Here is a 13,661-nt window from a genome sequence, read left to right on the forward strand (position 1 = left end):
GGCGTGAAGTTCTTCAACTGGATCGGCACGATGTGGCGAGGAAAACTCACGTTCGAGACACCGATGCTGTGGAGCATCGGGTTCCTCGTGACGTTCCTGTTCGGCGGCCTGACCGGCATCATCCTGTCGAGCCCGGCCCTGGACTTCTCGCTGTCCGACTCCTACTTCGTCGTGGCCCACTTCCACTACGTGGTGTTCGGCACCGTGGTGTTCGCGATGTTCGCGGGCTTCTACTTCTGGTGGCCCAAGATGACGGGGAAGATGCTCTCGGAGCGTCTCGGAAAGCTGCACTTCTGGCTGCTGTTCGTCGGCTTCCACATGACCTTCCTCATCCAGCACTGGCTGGGCGTGTGGGGCATGCCGCGCCGCTACGCGGACTACATGCCGGAGGAGGGCTTCACGATCGCCAACCAGGTCTCCACCACCGGAGCCTTCATCCTCGCCGTGTCGATGCTGCCGTTCTTCTGGAACGTGTACGTGACCTGGCGCCAAGCGCCCCGGGTCACGGTTGACGATCCGTGGGGCACTAGCCGCTCGCTGGAGTGGGCGACATCATGTCCGCCTCCACGGCACAACTTCACGGCGCTGCCGCGGATCCGGAGTGAGTCGCCGGCGTTCGACCTGCACCACCCGGAGATCGCCGCCATGGAGCACCCGGAACACAAGCGCGGCACACAGTGAACGAACCAGAAAAGAGAGGGCACCGTGGCGGAAAGGGCATTGGGCATCGACGTCGGCGGTTCGGCGATCAAGGCCGGTCTGGTCGATCTCGGTAGCGGTGAGTTGCAGTCGGAACTCGCGAGCGTGGTGACACCCGTGCCCTCGACGCCGGAGGCGACCATCGCGGCCGTCGACGCGCTGCTCGACCGGTATGGACCGGCAGCCATGGAGTTGGGGACGGGGTTTCGACGAGGAGGCCGGCGTCATCGTTGCTTGTCGAAGTCGCTGAGCAGCATCGACGTGACGGGTCGGGCGACCTCGGGTGCGCCGTGGTCGAATGCGGCGGATGTGACGGCCTCGTCGAGCACGACCTGCACGGGCTTCGGGTTCATCTTGACGGACATGCTCGAACGGTCGACGCCGGTGTAGGTCCCGCGGCTCAGCAACCTCGACTCGTTGAGGCCGGCCGCGATCGCGAAGTTTTCGCCGGTCAGGATCTTGAGACCGCCGGCCAGCCGGAGTCCGTCGGTGAGGTTCTGCACGAGGATGTTCTCATCCAGGATGTGGCCGAGTCTGTCGCGCGGGAGGGACCACCACAGCGAGAGTTGTCCAGGTGCTCCCAGCAGGTTCGTTGCCCCGGTCCATTGACGGGCCTCCGACGTTGGTCTAAAGTGCAGGAAACACACCGGATTGAAACGACTCAATCGCCGGCGATCGAGTCGATTCAATCGAATGTTCCCTGTACCTGGCGTGTCCTTGCGCAGTGTGAGGGCTTCGCTGGGCGTCCTGGTCCAGGCGTCGGGCGCTGGTGGCTGGGTTCGGCCTCACCGGTGCCGAGCCGCGGAAGCGCACGACGGATGTACCCGTCGTGCGACGAGCAGGTCGCGCGAAGGTGTACGAACAACACGACAGTTGCTATGCCACGCATCTCTGCGTTCCCGGGTTCCTGGGTTCGGAGTGCCTTGTCTCCCGAAGTCGGGAAGCGGTGTGGCGAGCGGGCGTGGCGCTCAGGCGGCGCCCGCCGGGTACGGATGAACGAAAGGGAAAAGGGAAGGGGAAACGATGGGGTTTCCAGAACTGGCAGGCCCTCGAGCGCTCACCGGCGGCTCGGTCCCGAGGCGAGGTAGGCGCCACATGGAGACGATCTGCCCACTAACGCCGACGGCACCGACTTCAATACCCTGCACAAAGGTCTGTCGAGGTCCTGCACCGTCTGATTCGGCGGCCGCCTGACCCAGATGGGGACCGACACTACAGCTTCGCCATCCGGTCGTTCGGCCAGCACATCCTGCCAAGTAGCGAATGGCTCCGCACCGAAATCGCCAACGGCGAGGGCGCCGGGCCCGACCAGAGCCTCGGCATTGTCGCCACGCTGACACCGGCGGAGTACGAAATCCGCACCCTGATGCACGATCCGATGTACCGCCAGGGTGTGGCAAACCAGAACGGTGGCTACAACTCGCCCGGCTCCCCGAGCTTCTGTCTCGGCGACGAGGCTGAGCTGCCCTCCATGAGAACCGACATCGCCGTCCAGGACCCTGGACCCCTCGCGTCGCTGCCGGACGCGCTCGATGCCTACGTGACGACCGGTGAGGTCACCGGCCGATCGTCCCGAAGCTCACTCACGCGCTCGACCAAGCCCAAGGGCACCTCGATCGCGACCAACTTGCCCAGGCCGTCAAGGCGTTCCACCGGTTCGTCGAGCACCTGAAGCGGCCCAGGTACCCCGACACCGTGTCCGACACAGCCAGGGAGGTGCTGATCGACCGTGCCACGACCGTGAGCCTGTCCCTGTCATGACGCTCTTCAGAGCAACACCCGGACCTGAGACCCGATCAAGGAGAACACACGTGAGTACGAGACCGCGCAAGCTCTCGAACCTGCCTTTGGCGTTGGCCGTGATTCTGTCCATGCTCGCGCTCGGCTCGCCGCCGGCGTCCGCCAAGCCCCCGTCCGACCTGCGACCGATGGAGTACCTCACGCGTGGTCTGGTCGCCGCCCAGGGTCTGGACGGGATCTTCCTGAGCTGGCGCTTCCTGGGCGATGAGCCCGACGGGATCTCGTGGAACGTCTACCGCAAGGATGGCGACGCTGATTTCGCGAAGATCGCTACCGTCGCGCCCCGCGATGTCCAGCCAGAGAGTGACTACGACACAAACCCGGGGGTGGTGAAGGATGACGTCACTCCGTCGAGCTACACCGATCCGGAAGGCACGGTCGCGTCGGTCTACGAGGTGGCGCCGGTGATCGATGATGTCGAGGGCGATCGGCAGGGCATGAGCGTGCCCATGCTCTCGACCTTGGAAGGCCGGGACGGGCAGGCCGGCAGGGGCGCCGCGCACTACATCCCGCTCAAGCCTGCGCCGGACCCCGTGCCGCTCGCGCACTTCACCTACCGCGGGCACCGGTTCGGTCCGGGTACCGGTCTCGACACCGCCGACATGGTGATCCCCGGCACCGGCGGCCAGCACTGGTACGTCGTCGACATGGACCTGCTGCGGGCCTTCCGGGAGCCGCACGACGCCCGGACCCCCGTCACCCAGGCCGAGCTGAACGAGTGGGTCGACAGGCTCAACGAACTCAACGGGGAGACCTGGCGGCCCGAGAACGTGCTCGGGTCGGGCGGCCTTGTCGGCGACGCGCTGTACGCAGAGCTTGAGGCGAAGTTCATCGAGTACGTCGAGGGGCTGGACAGCGGTACCCGGCTGCCGTACGCGAAGACGGACACCGGAGCGATCCACACGTCGCAGAGCGCCCCGTACTCCACCCAGGACATGACGGTGGGTGACTTCGACGGCGACGGTGAGTACGAGATCGTCGTCAAATGGCGTAGCACCCAGGTCGATCCGATGTACTCCGAGCCGATCTTCAACGGCCGGAACTCCACGACCGCTCCGGAATACATCGACGTGTACGAGCAGGACGGGACCCTGCTCTTCCGTGTCGACATGGGGTACAACGTGCGTTCGGCCAACGACCACGAGACGACGTTGTTCGCCGGAGACTTCGACGGAGACGGCAAGGCCGAGCTCATGCTGAAGACCGCTCTGGGCACGCGGATCGGTAACTGGGACGAGGAGACGCAGTCGGTCGTTTATCCCGACACGCTCGAGACTGTTGTGGGCGGAGAGGACGGCCTGAACACGACGACCGAGAAGTTCAAGGAGTACTTCGCCACCGGCGACGAGGAAGCCCTCGACACCTACTGGTCGCTTCTGAACAGCTTCACGATCTCCTACCGCAGCCCGACGTCCGGTGGAGGCAACGACGGGGTCAACGACCCGGCCGTGAAGCGCTGGATCAAGACGTACCACGTGGGTCCGATCGGTCCCGCGAAGGACGACCAGGAGTTCTTCTCGGCGTTCGAGTGGGACGCCGACGGGGGTGCGGGCGTGCTCGTGGACAGCGCACTCTACCCGCACCCCTACGAGGGCAGCGTCGACGGCGAGAACTGGGCCATGACGCCCGCCACGCAGCGCGGCAACTACTCCTACCTGGCGTTCCCCGGGCCCGGGGCGGGCAGTTCTGCAAGCGATTACAAGGCGCAGATCATGGCGGAGTCCGAAGCGTACTGGCTCGAGAACCCGTGGAAGGCCGCGTCGTGGGGTGATGCGCAGGGCAACCGCGCCAACCGCTACGTGGGTGTCGTGGCCAACCTGGACGGCGTGAACACCTACGCCGTCTCCCAGCGCGGCTACTACGCGAGGACCACCCTTGCCGCCTTCAATATCGTCGATGGTGAGGTGAACCTTCAGGCGGGTTTCGACTCGGCGGACCCGCAGTACTGGTCGCTCGGCGGCACCGCGTATGACTACCAGAACCGCGGCAACCACTTCACCGACTCGGCCGACCTCGACGCAGACGGCTGGGACGAGGTCGTGCTCAAGGCGATGGTCCTCGGCCTCAACGCCGACAAGACCAAGATCCTGCCCAAGGTGATCAACGGCGACACCATGCCCACGATCGAGGGCCGGACGCAGGCGGGGCAGGAGACCAGCGTTCCGGTCGCCGGCGAGTTCCAGTTCGCCACGGACGAGGTGCGGGACAACCCGGAGAATGTCTGGGCCCCGCTGCGCCACGGCGACCGCAGCGCACTGCTGCCGGTCGACAAGGACAACAGCATCCGGATGTGGTCGGGCAGCGAGGAGCACCTGCTGGACGACCTTCGCACCGGCAGGCACCATGGCTGGCTCCCCGGCCCGGAGGCCCACGACCCGATGAAGGGCAAGCGCCTGAACCGGGACGGCGAGATCGTCCACGAGAACTCGCTGGTCTACGGCGTCTACGCCGCCAGCGACGACGAGGGCAGCGTGGCCGGAAACTTCTCCAACCGCTGGCCCGGCGTACAGGCCGGGTCGGCGGCGGCGACACGCGAGGTCAGAAGTTTGGCCACCAGCGAGATCCTGACGGCCACGGACACTCCTCGCGGCATCGCCCAGGGCCAGTACGCCATCTGGTTCAGCGGTGGTCTGACGGCGATGGCCGCCAGCGGCGCGAACATCAACGCCATCGACGACCTGACCTTCGCCACCTCCTCGTACCTCGCGACCGGCATGACCTCGACCGGCAACAAGGGCACGCCGACACTCAAAGCCGACCTGCTCGGAGACTGGCGCGAGGAACTCGTGCTCCGTGCGTCCGGCAACCGGCTGGCCATCGTTACCACGTTGTCGCCGACCGAGTATGGCATCCGCACGCTGATGCACGACCCGATGTACCGCAACGGCGTCGCGAACAAGAACACCGGCTACGACCAGTTCGGCTTTGCCAGCTTCTACCTGGGTGACGAGGCCGAACTCCCGCCCATGCGGACCGACATCGCCGTCCGAAAGGCGAACCGCGCCCCGGTCATCGCACTCAGCGATGAAGAGCTGACCGCCGCACCCGGCAGCACGGTGCTGGTCCGCTCCCTCGTCAGGGACCCTGACGGCGACGAGACGACCCGGGAATGGTCGTTCGACACCGAGGCGAGCACCGTGGGCACCCAGCCCGCGATCCGCGTGGCAGGCCGAGGGAGGGCCCAGAACGCGTTCGTCACCGTGCCCGAGGACGCGAATCCGGGTGAGCGGATCGAGCTGACCCTCACCGCAACCGATGACGGCGTGCCCGCCCTCACGAGCGAAGGTCGGGTGGTCATCACCATCGGGTAGCCGTTGCGGACGCGAGCGGACGCCGACGGATCTCAAGCCCATCGGCGTCCGCCTCGCATTCGTCCAGTGACCCAGCGGGATCAGTGCGCAGGGAGGCGCGCCGCCGCCGACGTACGCCCTGAACGAGCTGCCGGCAGAGTACCTGCCGGGAACCGGAGGCCGCGCAGGGGCTACCACAGTGGTCGTAGCTGCCCCGCCTGACGACAGGGCAGCTACGTTTGGCGAAGGCGTGTGCTGGACTACAGCTCCGCGGTCATGGCCGGTCGTACCGGGCTGTGGCCGCTGTGAGTTCCTGGTCATCGAATACGATCTCGACCAGGGGGCTGCGCGCGAGCCAGTCGGACAAGTACTGGCGAGGAGCACGCCCACCTGTCGCGGGTCGGTCCTGGGTCTTCAGGATCTCGGCCAACACGTGCTTGCGCGTCTGATAGTCATCGACTGGGTGGGCAGTGGCCGGCAGGTCAGCATGAACGCCGTGCTTGAGATGGACCGTGAACCGTGGGTTGGCACGGAGATTCGCGTTCCAGCTGCGAGGCATGGGCATCCCGCTGAGGTACCACTTGCCGTCGACGCGGTGGAACCAGATCTCGATCCGTCGGGGCAGGCCCGTTCGAGCTCCAATCGTGGTGATGTCGATCGTGTGGTCCTGCGCGGTTGACTTGGGACCGAGCGCGAGGGCGCGGACCACGGCCATATCGGTCGTCATGCCTGTCGATTCGATGTGTGTGCCCACGTCAGCTCGGGTGTTTGGGCTGCACCGGTCATGCGGCAGACCGGTCTCGTGTGGGGCGGCGGCGGAGGGTGGGATCGAGGACGGCGGGCGGTGTGTAGGCGACCTCGTTCGGGCCGGCCTCGGTCCCCGGCGGTGCGATCTCGTCGATCCGGTCGAGGATCTCGTCGTCCAGTGTCACCTCGGCACCAGCGAGGAGGTCATCGAGCTGGTCCATGGTCCGGGGACCGATGAGCGCTGAGGTCACACCGGGATGGGCGACCGCGAAGGCCATCGCCAGATGAGTCATGCGAATTCCGGCCTGGTCGGCGAGCGTGACGAGTTGCTCGACGACTTCCAGCTTGCCGTCGTGCTCGAAGTGGACCGGCATGCTGGCGGACCGGTGGGTCTGATTCGTCTGGCCCTTGCGGATCCGTCCGGTGAGCAGTCCTTGGGCGAGCGGGCTCCACACCAGGGTTCCCATGCCGTACCGCTGTGTGACCGGGAGGACCTCGCGTTCGATGACGCGGTTGACGATCGAGTACGGCGGCTGCTCGGTGCGGAATCGCGCCAGGCCGCGGCGCTCGGCGACCCACTGAGCTTCGACGATCTCGGAGGCGGGGAAGGTGGAGGTGCCGATCGCACGGATCTTTCCGGCCTGGATCAGGTCGGTAAGCGCGGAGAGCGTCTCCTCGATGTCGGTGTCCGGGTCGGGACGGTGGATCTGGTAGAGATCGATGTGGTCGGTCTGCAGCCGGCGCAGTGAGTCTTCAACGGCGCGAGTGAGCCAGCGGCGAGAGTTGCCACGATGGTTCGGGTCCTCGCCCATCGGGAAGTTGGCCTTGGTAGCCAGGACGATGTCGTCGCGGCGACCCTTGAGGGCCTTGCCGACGATCACCTCCGACTCGCCGCCGGAGTAGACGTCGGCGGTGTCGACGAAGTTGATCCCGGCCTCGAGAGCCCGGTGGATGATCCGGGTCGACTCGTCGTGATCGGGGTTGCCCATCGCTCCGAACATCATGGCACCCAGGGCGTAGGGGGTGACCTTGATCCCGGTCCGGCCCAGCGCGCGGTACTTCAATGTGTCTCCTTGAATCAGCGGAATGATGCTGGGCCCTGCCGGCCGTCGCCCCGGAACTCAGAGCTGCGCCCTGGGAGGGACGAGCAGTCAAGACCGGCGCGCGGCTGGGCGGTACCCGCTCTCCATGACATCAGCGGCGCCGGCCCGCCGACAGCGCGATCGTGGCGCGGCTTTGCCTGATCCTGCCCCGTCCGTCTCAGGGCAATGCCGGCGTCGCGGCTCGATCGCGGAGCCGCGCGGAATCGACGCTCGGCGGGGCACCGAATTGGCGGCGATACTCCCGGCTGAACTGGGACGCACTGACGTAGCCGACCTGATGCCCGGTCGTCGTCACGTCGTACTCAGAATCGGCGAGCAGGAGGCGAGCCTCCTGCAGACGGATCTGCTTCTGGAACTGGATCGGGCTCATCGAGGTCACCGCACGGAAGTTGCGGTGGAAGGCGGACACGCTCAGCCCGGCGAGCTCGGCGAGTTCCTCGACCTTCAACGGCTCGCTGTAGTTGTCGCGGATCCACCGGATCGCTCGCCGGATGTGCGTGCTCTCGGACCTGGCGATCTGCTGGATGGCGCCGCCGTTGTCGCCGGTCAGCAGCCGCCACAGGATCTCTCGCTTGATCAGCGGAGCGAGGACCTTGCGGTCCTTCGGCCGGTCGAGCAAGCGGAGGAGTCGCACGACGGCATCGAGCAGCTCGTCCGGGGCATCGGACACTGCGATCACCCGGGTCCCTGCTGGTCGCGGTGGGAGATCGGCGTCCAGGATCAGGTCGGTCAGCTCAGCGGGTTCGAGTGTCATCCCGAACCCGAGGGTCGGGCCCGCCGAGTCGAGCACTTGACCGGTGACGGGGAGGTCGGCCGAGGTCACCAGGTACTGGCCCGGACCGTAGTCGTGCATCTGGTTGCCGAGTGCCAGGCGCTTGCCGCCCTCAGCGACGATGGCGAGTGACGTCCCCGACATCGATGTCGCCGGAGCCGCGGGGCGGTCGAACCGGCACAGTCGTACGCCATCCATGACCGTGGTCTGGCCGGTCCGAGCGTGACGTGCCAGCAGACCGCGCAGTTCGCTCAGTGGCATGAACCCGATTCCAGCACATCCCCGTCCGGACGAACGCAGGATGGGCTCTCAAGCGCCGGCGAGCGACGGCACCTCGTAGCGGCGCGGGTTGCCGAAGCCGTGCGCGGTGATCGACACCGCCTGCTCGCGCAGGAAGGGCAGCATCTCGACGCGGCCGCCGCGACGACCGGGCCGTTGTAGACCGCGACGTTCGGTGCGCCACCCGTGGCGCGGTGGACCCAAGCGGCATCGCCGCCGATCATGCGCACACCGCCGCCCGCCTTCGCCGGCGCGGCGACCGGCGGAGCGTCCTCGCTGGGCCGCCCAGTGGCATGCGGGCTCAGCTTTCGGCGTCGTCGTGCATGGGTGGGCATGTCCCTCCGGGTGTGGTGAGGAGTTCGAAGTGCCAGATCTCGTTCGCGTACACCTGGCAGAGGCCGTAATCGGTGCCGTGCTGGATGAGCCAGTAGGCGCCCTCGGTGGGGCCGATGTCGACGGCGTTGCCGCTGACGTGCTGCGATGTCTCGGGGGTGGCGACGGTGCGGCGGGCCTCGGCGAGGCCCTTGGTCCGGATCGCCTCGTCGTAGAGGCTTTGCTGGTAGGCGGGGCTGCGCCATCCGCTGGTGATCCAGAGGTCGATGCCGGCAGCGTGCGCGTCGTCCGCGGCGTGTCGGACGGCGGCGCGGAGCGCGGGGTCGAGGCGGGTGATCGCGGGGATGTCGTCGTTGGGTCCGGCCGCGCCTGCGGGGATGTCTCCGCCGGCCTCACCGGTCGATCCGCTCGGTTCCGGGCTGCTGCCCAGGACGTCGTCGGCCGTGAGGGGGGCACGGCCTGCGGCACGCTCGATCAACGGGTAGGCCACGGCAGCCGCGAGGATCACGACGGTCGCCATGAGCAGGATGACGGCCACGCGTCGGCCGCCGTCGGTACGGTCTCGAGGCCCGGTCGACCGAGCGTGGGCATGGGCGCGGGCAGGTCGGAGGCGTTCTTGTGTGCCGGGTGGGTTCATGACACGAGGACATCGGAGCGGACGTTGCGAGAGCGTCTCCGGTTCTCGATACGCTGCCGATAACTGGCTCCGGGTAGCGTCTGAAGGCATGCGCGTGCTGGTGGTGGAGGACGAGCCCTATCTCGCGGAGGCGATCCGTGACGGGCTGAGGCTGGAGGCGATCGCCGCCGACGTCACGTACGACGGCGCCACCGCGCTGGAACTCGTCTCGGCCACGGCCTATGACGCGGTGGTGCTCGACCGTGACATCCCCGGAGTGCACGGCGACGAGGTCGCGCGCCGGCTTGCCGCCGAGCATGCGGGGGTGCGGATTCTCATGCTGACGGCCGCCGGCGAGCTGACGGACAAGGTGGCGGGCTTCGAACTGGGGGCCGACGACTACCTCACCAAGCCGTTCGCGATGCGGGAGCTGGTGGTCCGGTTGCGGGCCCTGGCCCGGCGTCCCGAGGCGGCGTCTCCTCCCGTGCTCGAACTCGGTCCGGTGCGCCTGGACCCGTTCCGTCGCGAGGTCTACCGGGACGGCCGGTACGTCTCCCTGACCCGCAAGCAGTTCGCGGTGATTGAGGTCCTGATGAATGCTCGCGGCGGGGTCGTCAGTGCGGAGGAGCTGCTCGAACGTGCTTGGGACGGGAACGCCGACCCGTTCACGAACGCCGTGCGCATCACCATCTCCACGTTGCGCAAGAGCCTGGGCGATCCCTGGTTGATCCACACCGTGCCTGGCGTCGGGTACCGGTTCGGTGAGCGCCCCGAGGATGAGCGGCCTTGAGCGGGTCACCAGCCGCGGCCCGGCGGCGCCCCGGCATGTCGGTACGCCTGAAGCTCACGCTCAGCTACGCGGGCTTCCTGGTGGTCGCCGCCGCGGCGCTCTTCGCCGGCCTGCTGGCGGTGCTGCGGTTCGTGCCCGACGAGAACCTCTATGTGTACGACGGCGGCTTCGCGCCGAACCGCTCCGATCTCCTGGACGTGGCGATCCCGGCGTCGGGCGCGGCCCTCGTGTTCCTGGCGGTCGTCGGGCTGGTGGGCGGGTGGGCCCTGTCCGGCCGGATGCTCGCACCGCTGGACAGCATCGGGCGGGCCGCCGCCCTTGCCGCGGACGGCTCGCTGACCCACCGCGTCGCACTCGAGGGACCCGACGACGAACTGCGCCGGCTCGCCGACGCGTTCGACGTCATGCTCGGGCGCCTGCAGCACGCCTTCGACGAGCAGCGCCGGTTCACCGCCAACGCCTCCCACGAGCTGCGCACACCCCACACGGTCACCAGGTCCCTGTTGGAGGTGGCGCTGGCCGACCGCGAGGGCCGGGACGTCGACCGGCTCCTGACCCGGCTGTACGAGACCAACGAGCGCTCGATCGAGCTGGTGGAGTCCCTGCTGCAACTCGCCCGGCTCGACCACGACGAGCTCCCGACCGAGTCGACGGACCTGTCCGACGTCGTCCGCGAGGCCGTCACCATGCAGGAGATCGGCACGACGGGGGAGGCCCTGCCCACAGCCACGACCGAGGCGCCACCTGATGCCGCGCACCGGGGAACGCAGGACGCCGGGCAGGAACCGGAGCTGGCCGCCGTCCTCGAACCGGCTCCCGTCCAGGGCAACCACATCCTTCTCGTCCAGCTCGTCGTCAACCTGCTCGGCAACGCGGCACGGCACAACCTCCCGGCCGGTGGCCGCATCGAGGTCCGCACCGGGCTCGACGCCGAAGCCCGCCCCACCCTTGTGGTCGAGAACACCGGCGCGGTGCTCGATCCGGCCCTTGTCGCCACCCTCACCGAGCCGTTCGTCCGCGGATCCGCACGAACCCGCGGCCGGAGCCGTCCGCCCGGCAGCGGCTTGGGCCTCGCCATCGTCGGCTCCATCGCCCGCGCCCACGCCGCGGACCTGACTCTCCACCCCCGCCCCGGCGGCGGACTCGTCGTGACCGTGACATTCGGCCAGACCTCCACGAGACCTCTTCGTTGAGATCAGTGCCCGTCGGAGAAACGGGCCGTGTTCGCCTTGTCGATCGTGGCCCTCAGCCTTTTTCCTGCGGCGCTCATGTGTGCGCGGGCCGCGGAGGCAGCCGCTACCGGATCGCGGTCACGGATGGCATCGAGGATCGGGGCGTGCTCGCGTCGCGAGCGGTCGAACGATCCCGCGGCTTCGATGTTGCGGTGGATCCACACGCGCAGCAGCGAGGCGATGCTGCTGTGAATGTTCGCCAGGGCACTGTTGTTGGAGGCGGTGGCGACAGCGAGGTGAAAGTCCACGTCGGCCGCGACGAACTGTTCGGTGGTCCGGGCTTCGTCCATCCGATCCTTGGCGGCCCTGATGGCGCTGAGCTGTGTGTCCGTGCGCCGAACTGCGGCGAGTTCGGCCAGGAGCACCTCCAGGTGCTGGCGGGCTTCGACGAGATCGGTGACCCGCCGCTCACCGAGCAGCAGTCCCCACTCGATGGCTCTGGGTAGCAGATCCGACTCGGAACTGCGGACATAGGTGCCGCCTCCGTGCCGGAACTCGAGCAGGCCGAGCAGGCCGAGTGACTTGATGCCTTCGCGCACGACGGAGCGGCCCACGCCCAGCGCGTCGCTGAGCTGACGTTCGGACGGGAGTTTCTGGCCTGGCCCCACCTGGCCGCTGAGGATGTAGTCCAGCAGCGCGCGGGCGACCTCCGACGACGGAGGTTCAGGGCGTGCGAGCCGTACGGGCTTGAGCCCGGCGATGGGCGTCACGTCCGGGTCCTGCTCTGCGCGCTGCTGACCTGACACGACACCGCCTTTCTCCGGCCGCCCGGAGCATATCCGCTGGACGGTCCGGGAGCCACTCGCACCCACCATCGAGCAAAGTGGTTGACTGGTCGACCACTTTCGTTATGATGAGCGCGTCGAGGGCAGCGGAGCCGTCGGCGCTAGAGAGGAAGGGGGCCAGCTGTGAGTGCTGGCAAGGCGTATCGACTCGGTGTCCTTCACGGCGACGGAATCGGCCCGGAGATCGTCACGGCCGCCGTGGCGGTCTTGGAGGAGGCGGCGTCGTCCGGGGGAGCGGAGTTCGAGTGCTCGGAGTTGCCCCTCGGGCGCGCCGCTATCGACACGCACGGCAGTGCCCTGCCAGAGGAGACCCCCGCGGCCCTGGCCGGGGTCGACGGCTGGCTGCTGGGTCCGCATGACAGCGTTTCCTATCCGGAGCCGCACCGTTCCCGGCTGAATCCGTCGGGCGCTATCCGCAAGCACTTCGACCTGTTCGCCAACATCCGCCCGGCACGGGCCTTCCCGGGCGGCCACGCGCTCGTCGGGAACACGGACCTGGTGATGGTGCGGGAGAACACGGAAGGCTTCTACGCGGATCGGAACACCTTCGCAGGCTCCGGTGAGATGATGCCGACGCCGGACATCGCCATCGCGCACGGCATCATCACGCGAGCCGGCACCACGCGGATCGCGCACGAGGCGTTCAGGCTCGCCGCGACCCGTCGCAAGCACGTGACCATCGTGCACAAGGCGAACGTGCTGCGTCTGACGTCCGGCCTGTTCCGGGACGTGTGCCGAGAGGTCGCCGCCGAGTACCCGGACATCGAGGTGGACGAACTGCACGTGGACGCCGCCACCGTGCACCTGGTACGGCGCGGCGACCAGTTCGATGTGCTGGTGGCCGAGAACCTGTTCGGCGATATCTTGTCCGACCTGGCCGGAGAAGTCGCCGGGTCTCTTGGCATCGCGCCGTCGCTCAACGCCGGCGAGTCCCACGCGATGGCACAGGCCGCCCACGGCAGTGCCCCGGACATCGCCGGACGTGATCTGGCCAACCCGGTGGCCATGATCTTGTCCACCGCGATGCTGCTGCGTTGGCTCTGCGGCAGGCATGACGACACCAGACTTCTCGACGTCGCCGACCGGATCGAACGGGCCGTCGAAGCAACGGCGGCCCGCGGCGTGGTCACCCCCGACCTGGGCGGCACCGCCTCGACGAGCGGATTCACCACGTCGGTCCTGGAGGCCATCCGTGCCGGTGCCTGACCCGCACGC

General features: G+C 67.8%; 12 protein-coding genes and 1 pseudogene. 7 read left to right on the top strand and 6 right to left on the bottom strand.

Annotation, left to right across the window (positions count from 1 at the left end; genetic code table 11):
- A partial coding sequence (locus IIE03_RS22830; RefSeq protein WP_192865091.1) for a cytochrome c oxidase subunit I occupies positions 1–681 on the top strand: 681 nt, incomplete at its 5' end.
- A 242-nt stretch (positions 682–923) separates the two neighbouring features.
- Here IIE03_RS22830 and IIE03_RS22835 read toward each other — a convergent pair.
- Entirely contained in the window at positions 924–1,388 is a 465-nt protein-coding gene (locus tag IIE03_RS22835) for a hypothetical protein (RefSeq protein ID WP_192865092.1), read from the bottom strand.
- 632 nt (positions 1,389–2,020) lie between these two features.
- Between IIE03_RS22835 and IIE03_RS27090 the strand changes: the two are divergent.
- From IIE03_RS27090 to IIE03_RS22845, 3 genes and pseudogenes are all read left to right on the top strand, one after another.
- Positions 2,021–2,155 (top strand): annotated as a pseudogene (locus tag IIE03_RS27090) (rhamnogalacturonan lyase family protein); the annotation flags it as partial.
- Between the two features lie 110 nt (positions 2,156–2,265).
- Entirely contained in the window at positions 2,266–2,460 is a 195-nt protein-coding gene (locus IIE03_RS27095) for an FIMAH domain-containing protein (RefSeq protein ID WP_408632864.1), read from the top strand.
- Between the two features lie 50 nt (positions 2,461–2,510).
- Positions 2,511–5,810, top strand: a complete 3,300-nt coding sequence (locus IIE03_RS22845; RefSeq protein WP_318843135.1) for a rhamnogalacturonan lyase family protein — start codon at positions 2,511–2,513, stop codon at positions 5,808–5,810.
- A gap of 253 nt (positions 5,811–6,063) precedes the next feature.
- Here the strand turns inward: IIE03_RS22845 and IIE03_RS22850 are convergent, their stop codons facing one another.
- From IIE03_RS22850 to IIE03_RS22865, 4 genes are all read right to left on the bottom strand, one after another.
- Positions 6,064–6,516 (bottom strand): nitroreductase/quinone reductase family protein, encoded by a 453-nt coding sequence (locus tag IIE03_RS22850; RefSeq protein WP_225998220.1) that lies wholly within the window; start codon positions 6,514–6,516, stop codon positions 6,064–6,066.
- Positions 6,517–6,571: 55 nt separating this feature from the next.
- Positions 6,572–7,600 (bottom strand): aldo/keto reductase, encoded by a 1,029-nt coding sequence (locus IIE03_RS22855; protein ID WP_192865094.1) that lies wholly within the window; start codon positions 7,598–7,600, stop codon positions 6,572–6,574.
- A 196-nt stretch (positions 7,601–7,796) separates the two neighbouring features.
- Positions 7,797–8,672 carry an AraC family transcriptional regulator gene (locus tag IIE03_RS22860; RefSeq protein WP_192865095.1) on the bottom strand — a complete coding sequence of 292 codons (876 nt, stop codon included), beginning with the start codon at positions 8,670–8,672 and terminating at the stop codon, positions 7,797–7,799.
- Between the two features lie 319 nt (positions 8,673–8,991).
- The gene (locus IIE03_RS22865) at positions 8,992–9,561 is read right to left on the bottom strand and encodes a M15 family metallopeptidase (RefSeq protein ID WP_318843136.1); all 570 of its coding nucleotides are present in this window, start codon (positions 9,559–9,561) and stop codon (positions 8,992–8,994) included.
- Positions 9,562–9,748: 187 nt separating this feature from the next.
- Between IIE03_RS22865 and IIE03_RS22870 the strand changes: the two genes are divergently transcribed.
- Together IIE03_RS22870 and IIE03_RS22875 are read left to right on the top strand one after the other, a co-directional pair.
- On the top strand, positions 9,749–10,429 hold the full coding sequence (locus tag IIE03_RS22870; protein ID WP_192865096.1) for a response regulator transcription factor: 681 nt from the start codon (positions 9,749–9,751) through the stop codon (positions 10,427–10,429).
- Positions 10,426–11,622, top strand: a complete 1,197-nt coding sequence (locus IIE03_RS22875) for a sensor histidine kinase (RefSeq protein ID WP_318843137.1) — start codon at positions 10,426–10,428, stop codon at positions 11,620–11,622. The genes IIE03_RS22870 and IIE03_RS22875 overlap by 4 nt, the downstream gene beginning before the upstream one ends.
- Before the next feature lie 2 nt (positions 11,623–11,624).
- Here the strand turns inward: IIE03_RS22875 and IIE03_RS22880 are convergent, their stop codons facing one another.
- Positions 11,625–12,407, bottom strand: a complete 783-nt coding sequence (locus tag IIE03_RS22880) for a FadR/GntR family transcriptional regulator (RefSeq protein WP_318843138.1) — start codon at positions 12,405–12,407, stop codon at positions 11,625–11,627.
- A gap of 162 nt (positions 12,408–12,569) precedes the next feature.
- Here IIE03_RS22880 and IIE03_RS22885 point away from each other — a divergent pair, with 162 nt between their 5' ends.
- Positions 12,570–13,652 (top strand): isocitrate/isopropylmalate dehydrogenase family protein, encoded by a 1,083-nt coding sequence (locus tag IIE03_RS22885; protein WP_192865098.1) that lies wholly within the window; start codon positions 12,570–12,572, stop codon positions 13,650–13,652.
- The last annotated feature ends 9 nt before the right edge of the window (positions 13,653–13,661 follow it).

This window comes from Myceligenerans pegani (assembly GCF_014892515.1).
GTDB classification, from domain to species: domain Bacteria; phylum Actinomycetota; class Actinomycetes; order Actinomycetales; family Cellulomonadaceae; genus Myceligenerans; species Myceligenerans pegani.